This is a genomic window from Stutzerimonas chloritidismutans AW-1 (genome assembly GCF_000495915.1).
GTDB classification, from domain to species: Bacteria; Pseudomonadota; Gammaproteobacteria; order Pseudomonadales; family Pseudomonadaceae; genus Stutzerimonas; species Stutzerimonas chloritidismutans.
Genome location: NZ_AOFQ01000062.1, coordinates 145,474 through 168,153, shown reverse-complemented (window position 1 = coordinate 168,153; position 22,680 = coordinate 145,474). Strand labels below are relative to the sequence as shown.

The following is a 22,680-nucleotide window of genomic DNA, read 5'->3' as shown; positions in this document are numbered from 1 at the left end:
GGCATGGCCAGTCTACTGGCGTAGCGCCGCGATGGGGGCGACGAAGGTGCTCGGTGTACTCACCCGGCTGCTCGGCTCGGCCAGGTCGCTGACCTCGAAACGCAGCTCGCGGCTGAAGTCGCGGGCGTTGTCGAGCAGCGCAACGCTGACCGGCAGGTCGGCGATCTCGCCCGGGGCCAGGGCGATCTCGCGCGGTCCCTGCAGTGCGAACGGCCCGCCTTCCAGCCCGAGCGCGTAGCGGCGCGCTTGCTGGGTCTTGTTGATCAGCTTGAGGCGGTACATGTTTTCGATCTGCCCCTGCATGTTCTCGCGGTACAGCGTGCGGTCGCGGGTGACGTCCAGCTGCAGCTGCGGCCGCGCGTCCAGTGCCCAGACGAAGGCGGCGATCATCGCCGTCATCGCCACGGCATATCCGATCAGGCGCGGCCGCAAGAGGCGGGTGGCGCCGCCTTTGAGCGCGCGTTCGGAGGTGTAGCGCAGCAGGCCGCGAGCGTAACCCATCCGGTCCATGACGCTGTCGCAGACGTCGATGCAGGCACCGCAGCTGATGCAGTCCAGCTGTAGGCCGTCGCGGATGTCGATGCCGGTGGGGCAGACCTGCACGCACAGCGTGCAGTCGACGCAGTCACCGAGGCCTTGCGCGCGCGGGTCGCTGCCCTTGCGTCGCGCGCCGCGGTTCTCGCCACGGGCTGTGTCGTAGGAGACGAGCAGGGTATCGGCGTCGAACATCACGCTCTGGAAGCGCGAGTAGGGGCACATGTGCAGGCACACCTGCTCGCGCAGCCAGCCGGCGTTGATATAAGTCGCGGCAGTGAAGAACAGCAGCCAGAAGGCGGTGGTGGCACCGACCTCGAAGCGGGCGAGGTCGGCCACCAGTTCGCGCACCGGGGTGAAATAGCCGACGAACGCCATCGCCGTGGCCAGGCTGATGGCCAGCCATAGCGTGTGCTTGGCGGCACGGCGCAGCAGCTTGGCGGCCGACCAGGGCGCGGCGTCGAGCTTGATGCGCTGCAGGCGATCACCCTCGGTGATCTTTTCCACCCACATGAACATCCAGGTCCAGGTGCTCTGCGGGCAGGCGTAGCCGCACCAGATGCGTCCGGCCAGCACGGTGATGAAGAACAGGCCGAACGCGGCGATGATCAGAATCGCCGAGAGCAGGATGAAATCCTGCGGCCAGAAGGTGGCGCCGAAGATGTGAAACTGCTGCCGGTCCAGATCCCACAGCACCGCCTGGCGCCCGTTCCAGTTCAGCCAGACGGTGCCGAAGTAGAGCAGCATCAGCAGCGCGCCGCCCAACAGGCGCAGGTTGCGGAACCGGCCGCTGAAACTGCGCGTATGAATGGGCCCGCCGCCCTGCGCGGGCGTCAGGCGGATCGGTTGGCTGGGATCAACGGTTTCGATGATCTGCGCGGGTATGCGGTCGGTCATTAGGCTTCGCCCCATAGGCATTTCAGGCGAAGCGGATGATCCCTGCCAGTGGTGCTGCATAACAGACTCAGATGAACAGCCAAAATACAGATCAGATGAGCATCGGTTGCCTGCCCTGCAACGTCTTCGGACAATGGGTTGACCTGCATCAGTGGAACGTTTCGGGATCGGCTGATCTGCTTTTTTAGTGCCAATCTGCATCTGTTGCGCCGCTGCCAACAAAGCCATAGTCGAAACCTTTTGCCACGCACTGAGGAGCTGTCGTCATGATTTCTGACCTGCCGTCAATGGAGCGCCGCCGATGATTCTCAAGGGCCTGACCTGGCTGGTGCTGCTGCAACTGTTCGGCAACCTGATCAATCTGGTGCTGCTGCCGGCATTGCCTGGGCCAATCATCGGCATGCTGTTGCTGTTTGGCCTCCTGTTGCTGCGCCGCAGCATTCCCGAGTCGCTGGAGAAGACCGCGGCGCTGCTGCTGCAGTACCTGCCGCTGCTGCTCATCGTGCCCGCCGCCGGAATCATGACCAGCGGCGCCGCGCTGCTGGATGACCTGCCTGCCATCGCCGCCGGGCTGGTGCTGTCGTTGCTGATCACCGTGCCGTTCTGCGGCTGGCTGATGCAGCGACTGATTCGCCGGCTCGATCTCAAGCGGGAGGATCAGGCATGACGGTTCTCGACTGGCGCACGGCCTGGGCGGCCGTCGTGGTGCATCCGCTGTTCGCCGTGGCGCTGACGCTGATCGCTTTCAAACTCGCGCTGATGCTCTATCGGCGTAGCGGCTGGTTGGTTCTGCAGCCGGTGATGATCGGCATGCTGCTGGTAGTCGGCACGCTCACCCTGGTGGATTTGGAGTACGCGCGCTACCGCGAGGGTGCCTCGTTGATCGCCATGTTGCTGGGGCCTGCAACCGTGGCGCTGGCGGTGCCGCTGCATCGTCACCTCAAGCGGATTCAGCAATTGTTCTGGCCGATCGTCATTACCCTGGCTGTGGGCGGCGTGCTCAGCGTGGTGCTGACGCTGGTGATCGCCTGGGCGCTGGGCGCGCAGCTGCCGGTGCTGATGAGCCTGGCGCCGAAGTCGGCGACCATGCCCATCGCCATGCTGGTGGCCGAGCAGCTCGGTGGACTGGCCTCGCTGGCGGCGGTGTTCGTCATGCTCACCGGCGTTATCGGCACCGCGTTGGGGCCGCTGTTGCTGCGCTGGGCAGGTGTCGAGCATCCCGCCGCGCGGGGCCTCAGCTATGGCATCAACGCGCATGCCATCGGTACGGCGAGGGCGTTGGAAGAGGGTGACGAATGCGGCGCTTTCGCCGCGCTGGGCATGAGTCTGCTGGGCATCCTGATCGCGCTGCTGCTGCCCTTTGCCCTGGGCTGATGCGCGGCGCTGCCGAAAGTAGGTGAACCGGACGGATTCCGGGCCCTTCAGCCTTCACGCACCACTGGCTAGCACTCCGTCCGCCCGGTTAGAGTAGGCAGCGGTCGCTTGACCGTGCACAGGGTGCAAACATGAAATTGCGGATGTTCCAGGTCGATGCCTTCACTGCCGAGCGCTTCAGGGGCAATCCCGCGGCAGTGATACCCCTGCAAACCTGGCTGCCGGACGCGCTGATGCAAGCCATCGCCGCCGAAAACAATCTTTCTGAAACGGCCTTTTTCGTACGCGAAGCGGACGGGGCGTTTCACATCCGCTGGTTTTCGCCACTGACTGAAATCGACTTCTGCGGCCATGCCACGCTGGCCAGCGCCTTTGTGCTGCTGGAAGCGGGCCTGGCTCAGGCACCGCTGACCTTCCGCGCCGCCGCTGTGGGTGACTTGGCGGTGCAGCGACGGGCTGATGGCATGCTGGAAATGAGCTTCCCCAACCGCGCGCCGGAACCGGTTGCCGAACCGCCGGCGGCATTGTTGCAGGGGCTTGGGTGCGAGCCGGAAGCGGTGCTGTGCAGTCCGCAGGCATGGTTCGCCGTCTACCGTGACGAGCGCGAGGTCAGGGCGCTGGCGCCCGATCTGCAGGCGCTGCGCACGCTGGCGCCACTGGATGTGGTAGTGACCGCGCCGGGACGCGAGCAGGATTTCGCCTCCCGTTATTTCTGGCCAGCCAACGGCGGCGACGAGGACCCGGTCACCGGCTCCATCCATGCCGGGCTTGCGCCGTACTGGGCCGAGCGGCTGGGGCGTAACGAGCTGGTGGCGCTGCAGGCGTCGAAACGTAGCGGCATCCTGCACTGCCGGGTCGAAGCGGATCGTGTGATGGTGGCCGGGCAGGCCGTGCTTTATCTCGACGGCACCATCGAACTTTAAAAATTGTCTTCAACCCATTGCGATCGGCTTTCACAGGCGGCGCGATGGGTGTGCCTGTGTGTGGCTGATCGGTTCTAACGAATGGGGTTGCGGAACGTGATGATGAAAAGGCTGTTGCCGTTTGTCCTGCTTGCCAGCGCGATGGGCTCGTTCGCCAGTGCGGCACAGCCCGCGTTGCCGCTGGATGACCGGCAGGCGCTGATCGAAACCCTGCTCGAGCGCATGACCCTGGTGGAGAAGATCGGCCAGCTGCGGCTGATCAGCATCGGTGGTGACATGCCGCGCGAGCGGATCGTCGAGGAGATCGCTGCCGGACGCATTGGCGCCACCTTCAATTCGGTCACCCGCGCCGACAACCGCCCCATGCAGGATGCGGCGCTGCGCAGTCGCCTGGGCGTTCCGATCTTTTTCGCCTACGACGTCATTCACGGCCACCGCACCATCTTCCCGATCAGCCTGGCGCTGGCGTCGAGCTGGGATCTCGAGGCCATCGCCCTTAGCGGTCGCGTGTCGGCCATCGAGGCCAGCGCCGACGGCCTGGACCTGACATTTGCACCGATGGTCGACATCACCCGTGATCCGCGCTGGGGCCGGACCTCCGAAGGCTTCGGCGAAGATCCCTACCTGGTATCGCAGATCGCCGGCACGCTGGTGCGCGCCTATCAGGGTGAGCGCCTGAGCGCCGCGGACAGCGTGATGGCCAGCGTCAAGCACTTCGCCCTGTACGGCGCGGTGGAAGGGGGCCGCGACTACAACGTGGTCGACATGAGTCCGCAGCGTATGCATCAGGATTATCTACCGCCATACCGTGCCGCGGTGGACGCCGGCGCAGGCGGCGTGATGATCGCGCTGAACACCGTCAACGGCATGCCGGCCAGCGCCAACCGCTGGCTGTTGCGCGACCTGCTGCGCGACGACTGGGGCTTCCGTGGGCTGAACATCAGCGACCACGGCGCCATCGACGAACTGCTGCGCCACGGCGTGGCCCGCGACGGGCGCGAGGCTGCGCGCCTGGCGATCGAGGCGGGTATCGATCTGAGCATGCATGACTCGCTTTATCTGCAGGAACTGCCGGGGCTGGTCGAGCGCGGTGAGGTGCCGATCGAGCTGATCGACCAGGCCGTGGGGCGTGTGCTCGGTGCCAAGTACGACCTCGGCCTGTTCCATGATCCTCATCGGCGTATCGGCAAGGCGGCGGACGACCCCGTCGAGGTCAATGCCGAAAGCCGCCTGCATCGCCAGGCGGCAAGGCAAGTGGCGCGCGACTCGCTGGTCCTGCTGGAGAACCGTCAGCAGACGCTGCCACTGCGCAAGGACGCGACCATCGCGCTGGTCGGCCCGCTGGCCGATTCCCACGTTGACATGCTCGGCAGCTGGTCGGCGGCCGGTGTGGCGGCACAGACGGTGACGCTGCGCCAGGGACTCGAGGCTGCAGTGGGCGATTCCGGCCGGGTCGTTCATGCCCGTGGCGCGAACGTCACCGACGATCCGCGACTGATCGAGTACCTGAACTTTCTCAACTGGGATCGCCCAGAAGTGACGCAGGACCCGCGCCCGCCGCAGGCGATGATCGACGAGGCCGTGCGTGCCGCGCGCGAGGCTGACGTGATCGTTGCTGCGGTGGGCGAGTCACGCGGCATGTCCCACGAATCCTCCAGCCGTACCAGCCTTACGCTGCCGGCCAGCCAGCAGGCGCTGCTCGAAGCGCTGGCTGCCACCGGCAAACCGCTGGTGGTGGTGCTGATGAACGGCCGGCCGTTGCAGCTGGGCTGGGCCAGGGAGCACGCCGACGCGGTGCTGGAAACCTGGTTCGCCGGAACCGAGGGCGGGCACGCGATTGCCGAGGTGCTGCTCGGTGCGCACAACCCGTCCGGCAAACTGCCGATCTCCTTTCCGCGCTCGGTTGGCCAGATTCCGACCTACTACAACCACCCGCGACTCGGCCGACCCTACGTCGAGGGTCGCCCTGGCAACTACACCTCGCAGTATTTCGAAGAACCCAACGGTGCGCTGTACCCGTTCGGTTATGGCCTGAGCTACACCGAGTTCGAGCTGGCGAAGCCGCAGCTTTCACGGCATCAGCTGAAACGCGGCCAGATTCTGGAGGTCAGCGTAACGGTAAAGAACACTGGCGCACGCGCCGGCGCGACGGTAGTGCAGCTGTATCTGCAGGATCTGGTCGGCTCCAGCGTACGTCCGATCAAGGAACTCAAGCGCTTCGAAAAGCTCATGTTAGAGCCAGGCGAGTCGCGGGTAGTGCGCTTTGAACTGGGCGAGGACGATCTGAAGTTTCCTGACGCGCGACTCGACTACGTGGCCGAGCCCGGCGAGTTTGAAGTCCAGTTGGGCCTCGACTCGCGGTCGGTGCAAAGCGTGCGATTCGAGTTGTTGTAAGACTTTTTTCTGTATGGCGATCTGCATCCAGCCCACGACCGCTGCCGCGCTGTAGAGCAAAGCGGCGGAATACGTGGGTTGTAGGCGATCAGAAACAGCGAAGCAGAGCGAACTCTGCACAAACGTGTAATTCGGAGGCGGTGTGTTACGCATTTTTCAATGGAACACGGGGAATCAGCCGGCACGCATGCTGGCCGGTCTGGCGGGTGGCCTGTGCATGCTTATGGCTGGCAGTGCGCTGGCGTTCAGCCTCGACGATGTGGCCAAGCGGGCTCAGGAACTGGCTGCCAGCGGTTACGAGGAGCCGGTGAGCAACCTGCCCGACGAATTCCGCAAGATGGCATTCGCCGACTACCAGCGCGTGCGCTTCAACCCGGAGCATGCCTACTGGAAGGACGTCGAAACCCCGTTCCATCTGCAGTTCTATCACCAGGGCATGCACTTCGACACGCCGGTGCGCATCAATGAAATCACCGCGACGAAAGTGCGCGAGATTCGCTACGACCCGTCGATGTTCGAGTTCGGCGGTGTCGACATCGACCCGGCCTCGCTGGAGGGGCTGGGCTTCGCCGGCTTCAAGGTGCTCTATCCGCTGAACAAGAAGGACAAGCAGGACGAGGTGATGACCCTGCTCGGCGCCAGCTACTTCCGCATCATCGGCAAGGGCCAGTGGTACGGGCTCTCCGCGCGCGGGCTGGCGGTCGACACGGCACTACCAGTGGGCGAGGAGTTCCCGCGGTTCCGCGAATTCTGGGTCGAGCGGCCGCAGGCTGATCGGCGCAACCTGGTGATCTACGCGCTGCTCGATTCGCCGCGCGCCACCGGCGCCTATCGCATGGTGCTGACGCCGGGCAAGGACAGCACGCTGGACGTGCAGGCCAAGGTGTTTCTCCGCGAGCAGGTCGGCAAGCTTGGGATTGCGCCGCTGACCAGCATGTTCCTGTTCGGCGCCAACCAGCCGAGCAATGTCACCAACTTCCGTCCGCAACTGCATGACTCCGAGGGTCTGGCGATTCATGCCGGCAGTGGCGAATGGATCTGGCGTCCGCTGAACAATCCGAAGCGGCTGGCCGTGAGTGCGTTCAGCGTGGAGAACCCGCGCGGCTTCGGGCTGATGCAGCGCACTCGCGATTTCGGCCGTTACGAAGACCTGGACGACCGCTACGAGCTGCGCCCGAGCGGCTGGGTGGAAACCCGCGGCGACTGGGGCAAGGGCCACGTTGAGCTGATCGAGATCCCGACGCCTGACGAGACCAATGACAACATCGTCGCCTTCTGGTCCCCGGAAAAGCAGCCGGAGCCCGGCCAGTCGCTGGATCTGGAATACCGCCTGCACTTTTCCATGGACGAACCGAGCCTGCACGATCCTGAGCTGGCGTGGGTGCAGCAGACCCGTATCTCCACCGGCGACGTCAAGCAGGCCAACCTGATCCGCCAGCCTGACGGCAGCACGGCGCTGGTCGTGGACTTCGTCGGGCCGGTGCTGGAGAAGCTCGCCGAGGATGCGCCGGTCAGCACGCGCGTCAGCGTCGATGACAATGCCGAGCTGGTGGAAAACAACCTGCGCTACAACACCGTCACCAAGGGCTGGCGCCTGACGCTGCGCGTGAAGGTTCGCGACCCGGCGCGCCCGGTCGAGATGCGTGCGGCGCTGGTCGATGGCGACAAGACCCTTTCCGAAACCTGGACCTACCAGATTCCTCCCCATGAATGAGCAGCATGCAGTGAATGGCCTGACGCAAAGCTATTGCGACGGCCTGGCGTTGAACGAAACCGAGGACCCGGCCAGATACCGGCAGGCGGCCGAGCGGGGCGGCCTGTTCGCGCTGCATGATGAACTGTCTGCCGAGACCAGCGCGCAGCGCAGCCCGTCGCGGCGTCTGCTCGACTCGGTGGTCGCGCGACTGCGGCTGGGCTGGGGCGATCTGTTCGACCGCGCCGGCGTAATCGCCGAGGACCACCAGGGGCGCGCCTATGTGCAGTCGACCCCGCCGATCGTGCGCACACGCATGGTGCCGGAGCCCTGGCATACCAATATTCTGCGCCGCGGTTGGCGCCGGATGCTGGGCCGCACGCCGCCGCGGCGTCACTTCGAGCCCAGTCCGCAGCCGCTCGACGAGGCGCGCTGGCGCCGGGTCGCGGCGCTGCGCCGTGCGGCACTGCTGGTGCTGATGCTCGGCCAGACCGCCTTTGCCACCTGGCAGATGAAGGCGGTGCTGCCTTACCAGGGCTGGTTCCTGGTCGACATGCAGGAAGTGTTCGTCCAGCCGCTGTCCGAATCGGCCCGGCAGATCCTTCCCTATGTGGTGCAGACGAGCATCCTGCTGCTCTTCGCACTGCTGTTCTGCTGGGTCTCGGTGGGCTTCTGGACCGCGCTGATGGGCTTCTTCCAGCTGCTGCGCGGCAAGGACCGTTACAGCATCTCGGCCAGCAGCCCCGGCACCGAACCGATACCGGCCGAGGCGCGTACGGCGCTGGTGATGCCGATTGCCAACGAGGACGTGCCGCGTGTGTTCGCCGGCCTGCGCGCGACTTACGAGTCGCTCAAGGCAACCGGTGAACTCGAGCATTTCGACATCTTCGTGCTCAGCGACAGCAACGACCCCGACACCTGTGTTGCCGAGCAGAAGGCCTGGGTCGAGTTGTGCCGTGCGGTGGATGGCTTCGGTCACATCTTCTACCGTCGCCGCCGGCGCCGCGTGAAGCGCAAGAGCGGCAACATCGACGACTTCTGCCGTCGCTGGGGCAGCAGCTACCGCTACATGGTGGTGCTGGACGCCGACAGCGTGATGAGCGGCGAATGCCTGACCAGCCTGGTGCGACTGATGGAGGCCAACCCCAACGCCGGCATCATCCAGACTGCGCCCAAGGCGTCGGGCATGGACACGCTCTATGCGCGGTTGCAGCAGTTCGCCACGCGCGTCTACGGTCCGCTGTTTACCGCCGGGCTCAACTTCTGGCAGCTGGGTGAATCGCACTACTGGGGCCACAACGCGATCATTCGCGTGAAGCCGTTCATCGAGCACTGCGCGTTGGCGCCGTTGCCCGGCACCGGCTCGTTCGCCGGGGCGATCCTCTCCCACGACTTCGTCGAAGCCGCGCTGATGCGCCGCGCCGGCTGGGGCGTGTGGATCGCCTACGACCTGCCGGGCAGTTACGAGGAGCTGCCGCCGAACCTGCTCGACGAACTCAAGCGTGATCGTCGCTGGTGCCACGGCAACCTGATGAACTTCCGCCTGTTCATGGTGCGCGGAGTACACACGGTGCATCGCATGGTGTTCCTCACCGGGGTGATGTCCTACCTGTCGGCGCCGCTGTGGTTTCTCTTCCTGCTGCTGTCCACCGGCCTGCTGGCGATCCATACGCTGATGGAGCCGGAGTACTTCCTGCAGCCGAACCAGCTTTACCCGCTGTGGCCGCGCTGGCACCCGCAGGAAGCCATCGCGCTGTTCTCGGCGACCATGACACTGCTGTTTCTGCCCAAGCTGCTCAGCGTGCTGCTGGTCTGCATCCAGGGGGCTGAAGCCTATGGCGGGCGGCTGCGGGTGCTGCTGTCGATGCTGATCGAAACGCTGTTCTCGGTGCTGCTGGCGCCGGTGCGCATGCTCTTCCACAGCGTGTTCGTCACTGCGGCCTTCCTCGGCTGGTCGGTGCAGTGGAACTCTCCGCAGCGCGGCGATAACGCAACCCCTTGGGGTGAGGCCCTGCGCCGGCATGGCTCGCAGATCGTCATCGGTGTGCTCTGGACGGCACTGGTCGCCTGGTTGGATGCAGCATTTCTCTGGTGGCTGGCGCCGATCGTGGTGTCGCTGATCCTGTCGGCGCCGGTATCGGTGATCACCAGCCGTACCGGTCTCGGCCTGGCCGCGCGGCGCAGCAAGCTGTTCCTGATCCCGGAGGAATACGCACCGCCCACCGAGCTGGCCAATACCGACCTGTACCAGCAGCAGAACCAGGCGGTTGCCTTGCGCCATGGCTTCCTCGTGGCGGTGGTCGATCCGCTGTACAACGCGCTGGTCTGTGCCATGGCGCGCGCCCGGCATGCCAGGGTGGTCACCGGCGCCGAGCGTTTGCGCGAGCAGCGCCTCGGTCAGGTGCTGGCGGTCGGCCCGGACGGCGCGGATGCCGAGGCGGCGCGCTGGCGCCTGCTGAACGATCCGGATGGCATGGCGCTGTTGCACCGTCACGCCTGGGAAGATCCGGCCGGGGCCGTCTGGTTGGCGCGCTATCGGGAGCAGTATCCCCACGGTGTGGCGGGCCCGGACCTCGCCAGCGAGGTCTGATACGCGCGACTTTCTGGCGGCCCGCAGGGGTCGTCAGAGAGGCTGGTCAGTCGTCTCGCGTCAGTACTTCGAGCAGCTCGATCTCGAAGTGCAGATCCGAATTGGGCGGAATATGCGCGCCGACCTGGCGCTCGCCATAGCCCAGCTGCGCCGGCACGAACAGCCGGCGCTTGCCGCCGACCCGCATGCCCATCAGCCCGATGTCCCAACCCTTGATCACCCGACCGGTGCCGATCACGCACTGGAAGGGTTTGCCGCGCTCGTAGGAGCTGTCGAATACCGTGCCGTCGCTCAGCGTGCCGCGGTATTGGGTGGTGATCAGCGCACCCTTGACCACCGCTTTGCCATCGCCGAGCTGAATGTCTTCGACCAGCAATTCATCATTCATTCATGCGCTTCCTGAAAGCTGAAAGAGGGGAGCGCTTTGTGGCAGGTAAATGCGCTACGGGCAAGAGACCGGTCGCTACGCCAGAGCGCCGAGCCAGCTCGTCTGCATATGTATCGATTTCATCGATGGTTATTGGCTGAAAATTGCAAACAATATTGATCTGATTGAATGGATCATCTCCCTCATTGGCCGGGTTCGACCCGGTGCCCCGATCTGCGGAGAACGAGATGATCGAACTACGTCCATATGCCCAGCTTGGTCATGCGCAGCACGGCTGGCTGAACGCGCGCCACCACTTTTCCTTCGCCGAATATCACGACGCCGAGCGTATGCGCTGGGGCCGTCTGCGCGTATGGAACGACGACAGCATCGCGCCGCAATCGGGCTTCGAACCGCACTCGCACCGGGACATGGAAATCATCACCTACGTCCGCCAGGGCGCCATCACCCATGAAGACAGCCTCGGCAACCGCGGCCGTACCGTCGCTGGCGATGTGCAGGTGATGAGCGCCGGCACCGGGATCGTGCACAGCGAGTACAACCTGGAGGATGTGGAAACGCGCATTTTCCAGATATGGATTCACCCGCAGCAGACCGGACTGCCGCCGGCCTGGGGCACTCGCCAGTTCCCCACTGGCGAGCGCGCCGGCGCCTTCGTCACGCTCGCCAGTGGCCTGTCCGGCGATGACGAGGCGCTGCCGATTCGTGCTGAAGGCAGGCTGGCAGCGGCTACGCTTGCAGCAGGGCAGAGCGCTGACTACGAAGTTGGCGCCGGACACCGGGTGTATCTGGTGCCGGCCAGCGGCCAGATCGAAATCAACGGACTTGCGGTCGCCGCCGGCGATGGCGTGGCCGTGCGTGATGAGACACGACTGAGCATCAGGGCCGTGGCAGACAGCGAAGTTGTCCTGGTCGAGTCGCTCTGACGCCTGCTGTCGGAACGACCCGTCTGGCGCGTTATCCCATCCACCACTTAATTCAGACTCACCCACCGAAAGAGGAAAGCAAGATGGCGAAGATTCTCGTGCTCTATCACTCCATGTACGGCCATATCGAAACGATGGCCAATGCCGTCGCCGAAGGCGCGCGCCGTGTGCCGGGCGTCGAGGTCACGATCAAGCGCGTGCCGGAAACCATGCCGGAAGACGCCTTCCGCAACGCCGGCGGCAAGGTCGATCAGCCAGCCGATATCGCCGATCCGAACGAGCTGCCGGACTACGACGGAATCATCTTTGGCACCCCGACCCGCTTCGGCAACATGTCCGGGCAGATGCGCAACTTCCTCGACCGCACCGGCGGCCTGTGGGCCAAGGGCGCGCTGCACGGCAAGGTCGCCAGCGTGTTCGCCTCGACCGGCACCGGCGGTGGGCAGGAGATGACCATTACCTCGACCTGGACCACCCTGGCGCACCACGGCATGGTCATCGTGCCGACCGGTTATGGCATCAGCGAGTTCTTCGACATCTCCGAAACCAACGGTGGCACGCCCTATGGCGCCACGACCATCGCCGGTGGCGACGGCTCGCGTCAGCCTTCGGAGAAGGAACTGGCCATCGCGCGCTACCAGGGCGAGCACGTGGCGAAGATCACCAGCAAGCTCAAGGGCTGACGAACGACGCAGTACCTACGCTGGGACCCGCCCGGGTCCCAGCAACAGGCCATACATCAGTTCGTCGACGAAGCCGTCGTCGCTGCTGCGCTTGTACGCGGCGCGCTGCGTGCCTTCGTAGCCGAAACCGAAGCGCTCGTAGAAAGCAATCGCCCTCGGGTTGTCCGCCTCCACCGTCAATTCCACACGACGAATGCCGCTGGCGGCCAGCTTGTCGAGGGCTTCCTGCATCATCCGCTGCGCCAGGCCGCTGCCCCTGACCTCGGGCGCGACGGCCAGGGTGCCGAGGTAGGCCACATGGGCGGCACGGCCCAGATGGCGCTGCACCTTGTAGAAGCCCTGCACCATGCCGTCGTCTTCGAAGACATAGAAGCTGGCGCTTTCGAACAGCGGCTCGAAAACCTTGCCGAAGTGCTCGCGCGGCATGGGATCGAAGCCCAGGTAGGGCACCACGTCCGGGTGCATGTAGATGTCGTAGACCCGCTGCTCATCGGCGGGCGTGGCGAGGCGGCGCATGGGGTTCTCCTGTTGGGACGGCTCCAGCATAGCCGGGTCCCGGAAGAAACTGCGCTGCGTCAGTCATCGCTCGCCGATTGAGGTGATAATGGCCACCGCTCATCTTCTGCCTCAGCCAAGGACATCGCCCCGTGGTGCTATTCGAGATCGTTCCGCTCAGCCCCGAAACCTATCGCCAGCAGACCCGGCGCAGCACGCTGATCGTCGCCGCGACCTTTGCCGTCCTCGCCATGGGCTTGTCGACCCTTGCCGTGGCGCTGTTCGGTGAGCCCGGTGGCGACAACCTGCGGCTGAACATCATTGGTGTCGTGGCCGGACTGGCGCTGACGATCGGAATCGTCAGGTGGCTGTACTGGCAGCAGCCGTGGATGGCCGCAGCGGTGTACGGCTGGCAGCTCAAGCGCAGCCTGATGCGTGTGACCAACATGATGCACCAGGTCAAGGCAGGCGTAAGTGCGGGCGATCCGGATGCGATGAAGCTGCTGCGCTTCTATCACCTGGGGCTGACGCAGATGCATCGGCTCGATGGCAACTCCAGCGGCCTCAGCGATTCGGTTGCCGAGATTGATCGTCACCGCGAGGCGATGGAGGCGCGGAACATGGATACCGACCAGCCGCGCCTGGAGTCGGGTTGGCTGGAGCGAGTCGGACAGATCGAGGCGAAGCGCTGAAGCGAACGGCTTGAAGGACGATTGCGCCGTTCATGGCGCAGCGCATCAATGCACGTGGCGGCTGCCGTCCGGGTGGTGGTGTACATCGGCTTGCGGTGCTGCTTCCGATTGTGCCGGCGCATGGCCGTCGTGTGCGCCCTGATGATGGTCTGCGTCTGCCGGCTGCTGTTCGGCGGCAGGAGCGGGATGCTGGCCGCTGTGATCGTGCATGTCCGATTCACCGCCACCGTGCTGGTGGCCGTCACTAGAGTCCACCAGCGTCTGGTATTCCAGCGGGGTGAGTGAGGGCAGTTGTTCGACGAAGGCGACCAGAGACCAGATGTAGCGGTCCTCCATGAACTTGCCCCACGCCGGCATGCCAGTGGACTTGAGTCCATGCTTGATGACCCAGAAAGTCGCGGCCGGGTCGTTGTCTCGGGAGTCCTCGGCAAGCGTTGGGGGCGCGGGGTAGAGGCCCTGGCTCAGTTCGGTCGGCTCGACGCCGGGCGCCAGGTGGCAACCGACGCACATGGCCGCGTAGTTGCCCGCCCCGGAACGAATCTGCTCCGCAGCCCCCAGCGTCGGCACTTCGAGGTTGCGGGCGCGCACGGCCACGGCGCGTTCACGGGTGGTCTCCAGCACGGCGTGCAGTGGCGCGCTGTGCGGGGCGTCCGCGCCGACATCGATGATGCCGGAATACACCACCAGCGCGCCGCCGATTGCGACCAGCAGGGTGCTCAGTGCCAGTGTCGCCAGGACAGTCTTCATACGTGGGGCCTCAGAACCAGAAGCGAATACCGGCTACCAGCTTCGCCTCGCTGACGTCTTCGTCATCGGCACGCAGCAGGTCAGCGGTATTGCCGTAGGCACGGCCCCAGCTGACGCCGACATAAGGCGCGAACTGACGACTTATCTCGTAACGCAGGCGCAGACCGACACTGGCGTCGCTGAGACCGGAGCCGACGCCGCGCGCCTGGTCGTTGCGCCCGTGCAGGTTCAGCTCCGCGGTGGGTTGCAGCACCCAGCGCTGGGTCAGCAGGATGTCGTATTCAGCCTCCAGGCGCAGCGCGCTCTGGCCGCCCTCGCCAAGGAAAGCCGTGGCTTCGGTTTCCAGACCGAACAGCGGCATGCCCTGCACGCCAAAGGCGGCCCAGGTCTGTGGCGAGCCAGGCTTGAAGTCCTGGCGCACGCCTGCGACGGTTTCCCACCAGGGGCCGATGGCGTGGCTCCAGAGCAGCTGCAGTTCGGCCTCCTCGGTGTGGCCATCGGTGCGCTCACCCTCGGAGCGGAAGGCGAGGCGGTCGATATCGCCGCCATACCAGCCGGAAATGTCCCAGGCCAGAGTGCTGCCTTCATCGGCGTCCTGCCATTCCAGCTGATCGGCGAGGAACAGAAAATTGCTGCCGCCCTGGTGCATAGAATGAGGCGGCAGGTCGGGAAATGCCGCGGCGCGGTCAGCATCGCTGATCGTAGGAATTGGCGTGCGCGGCTCCTGTCCGGTGCCAACGCCGGTGACCGGTGGGTGAGCCATTGAACTGTGATCCATGCTGCTGTGATCGCGATGATCCATGCCGCCTTGGTTCATGGGCTCATGGTTCATCTGGCTGTGATCCATCTGCCCAGGATCCATCTGGCTGTGGTCCGCTGGCGCAGCGTGCCCGGCGTGTCCGGAATGATCCATGGCCTGCTGCGCCTGGCTCGCCGTCGCAGCCAGTGCGAGGGCGATGGCGATCGGCAGTGTCTTAATGATCATGCGGCTTGCCTTGTTCGGCGCCCTTTGGCAGGTCCTTCTGCATCTTTCCGTTGCCCATGCTGCCGTGGTCCATGTGGTCGGAACCCATGTGCTGGTCGTGCATGTCCTGCATCTTGTCGTGGTCCATGCCCTGCATCATGTCGCCCTGCTTTTGTCCGGGCTTGGGCTGGCTGGCCTGCGGCGCGGCCTGTTCGGCTGGCGCGTTGGCGGGATGATGACCGTCGTGCTCACTCTGCGAGTAGGCTGTGTTGAGGCCGAACGTTGCGGCCAGGCCGAAGGCGAGCAGGGCGGTGCGCTTGATTGTTTTCATGGTTCTCTCCGTCATTCTTCTACGCGGACTTCGCGGAACATCCCGAGGTCCATGTGCATCAGCATGTGGCAGTGATAGGCCCAGCGACCGAGGGCGTCGGCGGTGACGCGATAGCTGCGTTTCGAACCCGGTGGCATGTCGATGGTGTGCTTGCGCACCTGGAAATTGCCGTGTTCGTCCTCCAGATCGCTCCACAGCCCGTGCAGGTGGATGGGGTGGTGCATCATGGTGTCGTTGACCAGCACGAAGCGCACCCGCTCGCCGTACTTGAGGCGGATTGGCTCGGCGTCGGCGAAGGGAATGCCGTCGAATGACCAGGCGAAGCGTTCCATATGGCCGGTCAGGTGCAGTTCGATGGTGCGCGTCGGCTCACGGCCGTCCGGATCGGCGAAGGTGCTGTGCAGGTCGGCATAGGTCAGCACGCGCCGGCCGTTGTCGCGCAGGCCTATGCCGGGATCGTCCAGCTTGGGCACCGGCATCATGGTCTGCATGTCCACCAGCGGGTTGTCGGTTTTGCCTGCCGGATGCGTCTGCATGCCGCCGCCGGACGAGCCGTGGCCCATGGTCGCGTGGTCCATCTGGCCATTCATCTCATTCTGATTCATCGCGCCGTGATTCATGTCGCCATGCCCGGCGTGAGGATCGTCGCTCGGCGCAGGCGCAGCAGCCTGGCCGTGGGCGGCATGATCACCGTGGCCCATATCCTCCATGCTCAGTTCTGGGCGCGGGTCCGGCTTGGGCACCGGCGCCTGCAGGCCATCGCGCACGGCCAGGGTGCCGCGGGCATAGCCGCTGCGGTCCATGGCCTGGGCGAACAGGGTGTAGGCGTTCTGGCTGCCGTCCGGCTCGACGATCACATCGAGGGTTTCCGCCACGGCCAGGCGCACTTCGTCCACCTGCACCGGTTCGACGTTCTGCCCATCTGCGGCGACCACGGTGAGCTTGAGGCCGGGAATGCGGAAGTCGAAATAGCTCATCGCCGAACCGTTGATCAGGCGCAGGCGGATTCGCTCGCCTGGCTGGAACAGGCCGGTCCAGTTGCCGTCCGGCGCCTGGCCGTTGAGCAGGTAGGTGTAGGTGGCACCGCTGATGTCGGCGAGATCGGTCGGCGACATGTTCATCTTCGCCCAGGCCCAGCGCTCGCTGACGGTGTCACTCCAGCCGTTGTCGGCGACATCGTCGATGAAATCGCCAAGCGTGCGGCGGCCCTGGTTGTAGTAGTCCGAGCGCTTCTTCAGCTTGGCCAGCACCCGCGCCGGGCTTTCGTCGGTCCAGTCGGAGAGGAACACCACGTAGTCGCGGTCGTAGCTGAATGGGTCGGGTTCCTTGGGATCGATAATCAGCGCGCCATAGACGCCCAGCTGTTCCTGAAAACCGGAGTGGCTGTGGTACCAGTACGTGCCGCTCTGGACGACCTTGAAGCGGTATTCGTACATGCCATCCGGCGCGATGCCGGCGAAGCTGAAGCCGGGTACGCCGTCCATGTTGGCCGGCAGCAGGATGCCGTGCCAATGGATGGAGGTGTCGTGGGGCAGCCGGTTGCGCACGCGCAGGGTCACGGTGTCGCCCTCGCGCCAGCGCAACACTGGGCCGGGGATGCTGCCGTTGATGGCCATGGCAGTGCGGCGCTTGCCGGTGAAGTCCACGCTCATGGAGTCGATGGTGAGGTCGAACTCGGTGCCGCTGAGCACCGTCGGCTGACCTGGGCTGGTCAGCGCCCAGACGGGCTGTTGCCACAGCCCGAGGCCCGCGACGGCGCCGCCGGCAGCCAGGCTTTTGACGAAGGTGCGCCGAGAACTGGTCAATTGCATGCGGGTCCTGTTCGGTCGATCGAATTGTTGGTTTGCCGCCGCGCAGGCGCGACGTTGCAACGCTTATGACAAGCACCATAGCGCGGTGCATCTGTCAGCGACCTGAAGCGAAAATTACGATTTTGTCAGCTGGCAGCGTGGCCAGCCCCAATCGGGCTGGCCCTGCCGGAGATGCCGAACGGCATCGCCTGTCCTGATGGCAGCGCGGCTTAGCGAACCGGCTGCGCGCCGAGGTAGTCGCCGAGCACCAAATCGCGGCCCTTGGTGGTCAGGCCGATCACCTGATACTGCTGGTGCGGCTGGCCATAATCCATGCCCGGCGAGCCCGCCGGCATGCCCGGTACGGCAACACCGGCGAGATCGTCGCGCTTCTGCAGCTCATGAATCGCCGCAACCGGAACGTGGCCTTCGACGAACTTGCCGTCAATCACACCGGTGTGGCATGAGCCCAGGCGCGGCGCGACACCCAGCTTCTGCTTGACCGCCGACATGTTGCTTTCGACGTGATCGCGCACCTCGAAACCGTTGGCCTCGAGGTACTTGATCCAGTCCTTGCAGCAGCCGCAGTTGGCATCGCGGTGTACATCGATGACATCCGCGGCGTGGGCCATGCCGGACATCAGCAGAGCGGCGAGTGCGGTGAGGTAGAGTTTCATGGGCTTCTCCAGAGCGATGTTCAGTTGCAGCCGCAACCGCATCCGGTTTTGCGGGGCGTCGGGGCAGGCGAGTCGGTGGTGACCTCGGCAGGGTAACCGGCTTCGTCGAGTGCGGCGATCAGCTCCGCGCTATCGGCCGTGCCGTCTATCCGGGTGAGCCCGGCGGCCAGATCGACCTCGACGCGCTCGACACCCGCCAAGGGCTGTAGCGCCGCGGTTACATGCCGGACGCACGCGCCGCAGGTCATGCCGGATACCTTGAGTTGAATGCTGGTCATGGGATGGTCCTCGGTTAGCCAGTCTGGTAGCACTGGCTTGATGCTCAACCTTGACGCTATGGCAAGGTCAAGCATCATTTTTCTGAGTACCACGCTAACCCCGGCGGCCTGACAAGAGGCTGATCGGAAGATTACTTTTTTGTCAGCTTCGTGGCGTCCCAGCTGCGGGCACTGCCACACTTGCGGCGTCGCCACCGAAGGAACTTGCCGCCATGAAATTGCTGGTCGCTGAAGACGAACCGAAAACCGGCATGTACCTGCAGCAGGGGCTGAGCGAGGCCGGCTTCACCGTCGACCGTGTTACCAGCGGCACCGACGCGCTGCAGCATGTGCTGAGTACGCCCTATGACCTGCTGATTCTCGACGTGATGATGCCGGGCCTGGATGGCTGGGAAGTGTTGCGCCTGGTGCGGGCGTCGGGCAACGAGGTGCCGGTGCTGTTTCTGACCGCGCGCGATCGCGTCGAGGATCGAGTCAAGGGGCTGGAGCTGGGCGCCGACGATTATCTGGTCAAGCCGTTCGCTTTCTCCGAACTGCTGGCGCGCGTGCGCACCCTGCTGCGACGAGGCAACGCGGCGGCCTTGCAGACCCAGTTGAAGATCGCCGATCTGGAGGTCGATCTGCTCAAGCGCCGCGCGGTGCGGGCTGGCCAGCGTATCGACCTGACTGCCAAGGAATTCGCCCTGCTGGAACTGCTGCTGCGTCGACGCGGCGAGGTGCTGCCCAAGTCGCTGATCGCTTCCCAGGTGTGGGACATGAATTTCGACAGTGACACCAACGTCATCGAGGTGGCGATCCGCCGCTTGCGGGTGAAGATCGACGACGGCTTCGAGCCCAAGCTGATCCACACCGCACGGGGCATGGGTTACATGCTCGACGAGCCGGACGCGCCATGAAGCGGCTGTCGCTGACCGCGCGGCTGAGCCTGATGTTCATGCTGGCGGTGACCGGCGTGTTGGCCGCCGCCGGTTACTTCTTCAGCCAGCTCAGCGAGCATCACTTCGACGAACTGGACCGCCATACGCTGCACGAAAAGCTCGAGGCAAGCCGACGCCTGCTGGGGGAACTGGACGAGCTGCAGAACTTCGAGCGCGTTCGCCCACAGCTGCAGGCGCTGCTCGGCGGGCACAGCGAGATGCGCGGTTTCATTTTCGATGAACGCGGTGCACAGCTGTTTCCTCAGCCGGGCGTTGATGAAGCGGAACCGCCGTTACTCGAGCTGATCGGCCGGGAGGCGGGAGAGCTGACACTGGACGGCCACGTCTGGCGTGGCGAGGCCGGGCATGTCGCGATCGGCGCGCAGCGGCTGACCTTGCTGATCCTGCTCGATGTCACCGCGCACAAGGCCTTCTTCCATACGTTCAGCGGCTGGCTATGGTCGGCGCTGGTGCTCTGTGCCTTGCTCAGCGGGCTGCTCGGCTGGCTGCTGGTGCGCAGCGGCTTGCGACCGTTGCGCGAGGTGACCCAGGTGGCCGCGTCCGTCTCGGCCAAGTCGCTGCGCGAGCGCATCCCTGACGACTCGACGCCGGCAGAACTGCAGCAGCTGGTGCAGGCGTTCAACGCCATGCTGGCGCGACTGGAGGATGCCTTCGTGCGGCTGTCGAACTTCTCCGCCGATATCGCCCACGAGTTGCGCACGCCGCTGAGCAACCTGATGACCCACACCGAGGTGGCGCTGACCCGGGCGCGTACGGTGGATCAGTACCAGGAAAACCTGCATTCCAACCTTGAGGAACTGCAGCGCATGTCGCGGATGATCGACGACATGCTGTTCCTGGCCAAGGCCGACAACGGGCTGATCGTGCCGGACGCCAAGCCTGTCGCGCTGGAGGCGTTGTGCGCGCAGCTGCTGGATTATTACCAGCTCTCGGCGGACGAGCGCGGGGTGCGCTTCGAGCTGTCCGGTGCCGGCACCATTCAGGGCGATCTGTTGATGCTGCGCCGGGCGCTGTCGAACCTGCTGTCCAATGCGCTGCGTTACACGCCCGACGGCGAGCGGATCCGGGTGACCATCGAGCGAGGCGCAGGTCACGTGACGCTTGAGGTGAGCAATCCCGGGGCGACCATAGCGCCCGAGCATCTGGAGCGACTGTTCGACCGCTTCTACCGGGTCGACCCGGCGCGCCGCGAAGGCAGCCCGAGCAATGCCGGGCTGGGCCTGGCAATCACCCGTTCGATCGTTCAGGCCCATCAGGGTGCGATCGGTTGTACGTCGCAGAAGGGCTGGACGACCTTCCGCCTGGAATTCCCTGGCTAAGCGCGTGCTCAGCGCTGCAGCGGCACCGTCAGCGATACGCGCAGGCCGCCGGCCTGGCTGTCGAATGTGAGGGTGCAGTCGCAGCGTTGCGCGATCGCCTGGACAATGGCCAGGCCCAGGCCGCTGCCACTGCTGGCGGCGTGTCGCCAGAAGCGGCGGGTCAGGTGCTCGAGATGCTCGGCGGCGATGCCCGGGCCATGGTCGCGTACTTCGAAGCGTACTCGCTCGGCTTCAGGCTGCAGGGTCAGCGTGACGGCGCTGCCCGGCGCGGTGTGGCGCTGGGCATTCTCCAGCAGGTTGCGCAGCGCGGCGATGGCCAGCACCGGCGGCATGGCCAGCGGCGTGTCGGGCAGGTCCGCCGGGACCTGCAACAGGATTGGCGCGCCGTCACCGCCACTGGCGTCCTGAATCGCCAGCCGCGCGACCTCGGCAGCGGTGCACTGCAGGCCATCGTCGAAATCCAGACTGCCTTCCACCCGGGCCAGCAACAGCAGCTGCTCGAGCGTGCGCTGCAGGCGGTCGGCGCCGGCCTCGGCGTTGGCCAGTGCCTGTTCGGCGGCGGCGCCTTCGGTCATGCGTGCCACCTGCAGGTGGGTCTTGATCGCCGTCAGCGGGCTGCGCAGTTCGTGGGCGGCGTCACCGGTCAGTCGGCGTTCGCGTTCGATGGCCTGGGCGATGCGCTGGAACAGCTGGTTCTGCGTCTGCACCAGCGGCAGCAGCTCCGCCGGCAGACCTTCGACCGGCAGGGGTTCGAGGGAATCGGCGCTGCGTCGGGACAGGGCCTCGCGAATCCTGCGCAGGGGCGCCAGCCCACGGCCCAGGCCAAGCCAGAGCAGACCCAGGCTGCCGAGCAGGGCGACTGCCACCGGCAGCGCCGCCGCCAGCAACACCGAGCGTTTCAGCGCAGCACGCTCATCCAGACGGTCGGCCGTGGTGATGCGCAGCTCGCCTTGCACCAGGGTGAAGCTGCGCCAGGGCACGCCGTCGATCAACTGGTCGCGAAAGCCGTTCTGCTCGGCGTCCAGCTGCTGGTCGGGCGCACTGTGGCTACGCGCCAGCACCTCGCCACGCAGCGAGCTGACCTGGCAGGCCAGGCCGTTGGGGATGCCCAGTTGCTCGGCACTCAGACGCTGCGGCGGGCCGTCGCCGGGCACCGGCTGCGGCAACTGCACCAGCAGGCCGGCGACCATGCGCGCCGAGGCCGCCAGGCGCTGGTCGAGCGAGAGCATCATCTGGCTGCGCAGATCGACCAGCATCCAGGTCGCAGCCAATGCCCAGAGCAGCACGAAGGCCGAGCCGAGCATCAGGGTCAGGCGCAGGCGCAGGCTCATGGCGCGTCCTCGTCGCCTGCGAGGCCGAGGCGGTAGCCGAGGCCTCGGACGGTTTCGACGATGCCGCTGCCGAGCTTGCGGCGCAGATGGTGGATATGCACGTTCAGCGCGTTGCTCTCGACGTCGTCGGCAAAACCGTAGACCGCGTCCTTGAGCTGCTCGCTGCTGAGCACCCGGCCCTGGTTGTTGAGCAGCGCCTGCAGCAGTGCCTGTTCGCGGCGCGACAGGTCGACGAGGCGGCCGTCCAGGCGTGCTTCGCAGCGGCTCGGGTCGTAGCTCAACCGGCCATGTTCGATGAGGTTGACGCTGCGCCCGGACATGCGCCGCATCAGCGTGTGCAGGCGCGCGGCCAGCTCGCGCAGGTCGAACGGCTTGAGCAGGTAGTCGTCGGCACCCGCCTGCAGGCCGGTGACCCGGTCGCTGACCGCATCGCGCGCGGTGAGCACCAGCACCGGTAGTTCCAGGCCCTGTTGGCGCAGGCGTCGCAGCAGGGTGATGCCGTCTTCGTCGGGCAGGCCGAGGTCGAGGATCAGCACATCGAAGTGCGCCGCACGCAGCAGGGCTTCGGCATCCGCCGCGGTCGCAGCATGGTCGACGATCAAGCCCTGGGCATTGAGCCCGGCGACGATGCCGCTGGCGATCAGTACATCGTCTTCGGCAAGCAGCACGTGCATGGGTAGGGTCCGCAGAAAAAGCTCAAGGGTGGACCTTAGCGA

The 22,680-nt window shown here is 65.4% G+C and carries 22 protein-coding genes; 11 read left to right on the top strand and 11 right to left on the bottom strand.

Translation table 11 applies throughout. The features are described 5' to 3' along the window. Nucleotides 1-12: 12 nt before the first annotated feature. Nucleotides 13-1,431, bottom strand: a complete 1,419-nt coding sequence (gene ccoG, locus F753_RS45595) for a cytochrome c oxidase accessory protein CcoG (protein ID WP_023446783.1) — start codon at nt 1,429-1,431, stop codon at nt 13-15. A 301-nt stretch (nt 1,432-1,732) separates the two neighbouring features. Here ccoG and F753_RS45590 point away from each other — a divergent pair, with 301 nt between their 5' ends. The 6 genes from F753_RS45590 (at nt 1,733) to mdoH (ending at nt 10,405) form a co-directional block, all read left to right on the top strand. Next, nucleotides 1,733-2,098: a CidA/LrgA family protein gene (locus tag F753_RS45590; RefSeq protein WP_023446782.1), complete on the top strand. Its 366-nt coding sequence runs from the start codon at nt 1,733-1,735 to the stop codon at nt 2,096-2,098. Further along, complete coding sequence (locus F753_RS45585) at nt 2,095-2,805, top strand: LrgB family protein (protein ID WP_023446781.1); 711 nt, start codon at nt 2,095-2,097, stop codon at nt 2,803-2,805. Before F753_RS45590 ends, F753_RS45585 begins: the two co-directional genes overlap by 4 nt. Nucleotides 2,806-2,948: 143 nt before the next feature. Continuing rightward, nucleotides 2,949-3,728 (top strand): PhzF family phenazine biosynthesis protein, encoded by a 780-nt coding sequence (locus F753_RS45580; RefSeq protein WP_023446780.1) that lies wholly within the window; start codon nt 2,949-2,951, stop codon nt 3,726-3,728. A 102-nt stretch (nt 3,729-3,830) separates the two neighbouring features. Next, the gene (bglX, locus tag F753_RS45575; RefSeq protein ID WP_023446779.1) at nt 3,831-6,122 is read left to right on the top strand and encodes a beta-glucosidase BglX; all 2,292 of its coding nucleotides are present in this window, start codon (nt 3,831-3,833) and stop codon (nt 6,120-6,122) included. Nucleotides 6,123-6,309: 187 nt separating this feature from the next. Continuing rightward, the gene (locus tag F753_RS45570) at nt 6,310-7,836 is read left to right on the top strand and encodes a glucan biosynthesis protein G (RefSeq protein WP_023446778.1); all 1,527 of its coding nucleotides are present in this window, start codon (nt 6,310-6,312) and stop codon (nt 7,834-7,836) included. After that, on the top strand, nt 7,829-10,405 hold the full coding sequence (mdoH, locus tag F753_RS45565; RefSeq protein WP_023446777.1) for a glucans biosynthesis glucosyltransferase MdoH: 2,577 nt from the start codon (nt 7,829-7,831) through the stop codon (nt 10,403-10,405). The genes F753_RS45570 and mdoH overlap by 8 nt, the downstream gene beginning before the upstream one ends. 46 nt (nt 10,406-10,451) lie before the next feature. Here mdoH and F753_RS45560 read toward each other — a convergent pair whose 3' ends face one another. Then, nucleotides 10,452-10,793: an FKBP-type peptidyl-prolyl cis-trans isomerase gene (locus tag F753_RS45560; RefSeq protein WP_023446776.1), complete on the bottom strand. Its 342-nt coding sequence runs from the start codon at nt 10,791-10,793 to the stop codon at nt 10,452-10,454. Nucleotides 10,794-11,020: 227 nt separating this feature from the next. On the opposite strand from F753_RS45560, the gene F753_RS45555 reads away from it, so the two are divergent. Together F753_RS45555 and wrbA are read left to right on the top strand one after the other, a co-directional pair. Beyond that, the gene (locus tag F753_RS45555; RefSeq protein ID WP_023446775.1) at nt 11,021-11,719 is read left to right on the top strand and encodes a pirin family protein; all 699 of its coding nucleotides are present in this window, start codon (nt 11,021-11,023) and stop codon (nt 11,717-11,719) included. An 83-nt stretch (nt 11,720-11,802) separates the two neighbouring features. Beyond that, nucleotides 11,803-12,402, top strand: coding sequence for an NAD(P)H:quinone oxidoreductase (gene wrbA / locus F753_RS45550; RefSeq protein WP_014820960.1), 600 nt, complete (start codon nt 11,803-11,805; stop codon nt 12,400-12,402). A 15-nt stretch (nt 12,403-12,417) separates the two neighbouring features. Here wrbA and F753_RS45545 read toward each other — a convergent pair whose 3' ends face one another. Next, nucleotides 12,418-12,918 (bottom strand): GNAT family N-acetyltransferase, encoded by a 501-nt coding sequence (locus F753_RS45545; RefSeq protein ID WP_023446774.1) that lies wholly within the window; start codon nt 12,916-12,918, stop codon nt 12,418-12,420. Between the two features lie 131 nt (nt 12,919-13,049). On the opposite strand from F753_RS45545, the gene F753_RS45540 reads away from it, so the two are divergent. After that, nucleotides 13,050-13,589 carry a DUF3087 domain-containing protein gene (locus F753_RS45540; protein ID WP_023446773.1) on the top strand — a complete coding sequence of 180 codons (540 nt, stop codon included), beginning with the start codon at nt 13,050-13,052 and terminating at the stop codon, nt 13,587-13,589. Between the two features lie 45 nt (nt 13,590-13,634). On the opposite strand, the gene F753_RS45535 is transcribed toward F753_RS45540, so the two are convergent. The 6 genes from F753_RS45535 to F753_RS45510 form a co-directional block, all read right to left on the bottom strand. Continuing rightward, entirely contained in the window at nt 13,635-14,336 is a 702-nt protein-coding gene (locus F753_RS45535; protein WP_023446772.1) for a c-type cytochrome, read from the bottom strand. Between the two features lie 10 nt (nt 14,337-14,346). Beyond that, complete coding sequence (locus F753_RS45530; protein ID WP_023446771.1) at nt 14,347-15,321, bottom strand: copper resistance protein B; 975 nt, start codon at nt 15,319-15,321, stop codon at nt 14,347-14,349. Continuing rightward, entirely contained in the window at nt 15,311-15,631 is a 321-nt protein-coding gene (locus F753_RS45525) for a hypothetical protein (RefSeq protein ID WP_023446770.1), read from the bottom strand. The genes F753_RS45530 and F753_RS45525 overlap by 11 nt, the downstream gene beginning before the upstream one ends. An 11-nt stretch (nt 15,632-15,642) precedes the next feature. After that, a complete protein-coding gene (locus tag F753_RS45520) occupies nt 15,643-17,442 on the bottom strand; it encodes a copper resistance system multicopper oxidase (protein ID WP_023446769.1) in 1,800 nt (599 codons plus the stop codon). A gap of 209 nt (nt 17,443-17,651) precedes the next feature. Next, nucleotides 17,652-18,098: a DUF411 domain-containing protein gene (locus F753_RS45515; RefSeq protein WP_003293403.1), complete on the bottom strand. Its 447-nt coding sequence runs from the start codon at nt 18,096-18,098 to the stop codon at nt 17,652-17,654. Between the two features lie 20 nt (nt 18,099-18,118). After that, nucleotides 18,119-18,376, bottom strand: a complete 258-nt coding sequence (locus tag F753_RS45510) for a heavy-metal-associated domain-containing protein (protein ID WP_023446768.1) — start codon at nt 18,374-18,376, stop codon at nt 18,119-18,121. Nucleotides 18,377-18,588: 212 nt separating this feature from the next. Between F753_RS45510 and F753_RS45505 the strand changes: the two genes are divergently transcribed. Together F753_RS45505 and F753_RS45500 are read left to right on the top strand one after the other, a co-directional pair. Beyond that, nucleotides 18,589-19,272, top strand: a complete 684-nt coding sequence (locus tag F753_RS45505; protein ID WP_014820951.1) for a heavy metal response regulator transcription factor — start codon at nt 18,589-18,591, stop codon at nt 19,270-19,272. Beyond that, nucleotides 19,269-20,633, top strand: coding sequence for a heavy metal sensor histidine kinase (locus F753_RS45500; RefSeq protein WP_023446767.1), 1,365 nt, complete (start codon nt 19,269-19,271; stop codon nt 20,631-20,633). Before F753_RS45505 ends, F753_RS45500 begins: the two co-directional genes overlap by 4 nt. Nucleotides 20,634-20,641: 8 nt before the next feature. Here the strand turns inward: F753_RS45500 and F753_RS45495 are convergent, their stop codons facing one another. Further along, the gene (locus tag F753_RS45495; protein ID WP_023446766.1) at nt 20,642-21,964 is read right to left on the bottom strand and encodes a sensor histidine kinase; all 1,323 of its coding nucleotides are present in this window, start codon (nt 21,962-21,964) and stop codon (nt 20,642-20,644) included. Next, nucleotides 21,961-22,638 carry a response regulator gene (locus F753_RS45490; protein ID WP_023446765.1) on the bottom strand — a complete coding sequence of 226 codons (678 nt, stop codon included), beginning with the start codon at nt 22,636-22,638 and terminating at the stop codon, nt 21,961-21,963. Before F753_RS45490 ends, F753_RS45495 begins: the two co-directional genes overlap by 4 nt. Between the last annotated feature and the right edge of the window lie 42 nt (nt 22,639-22,680).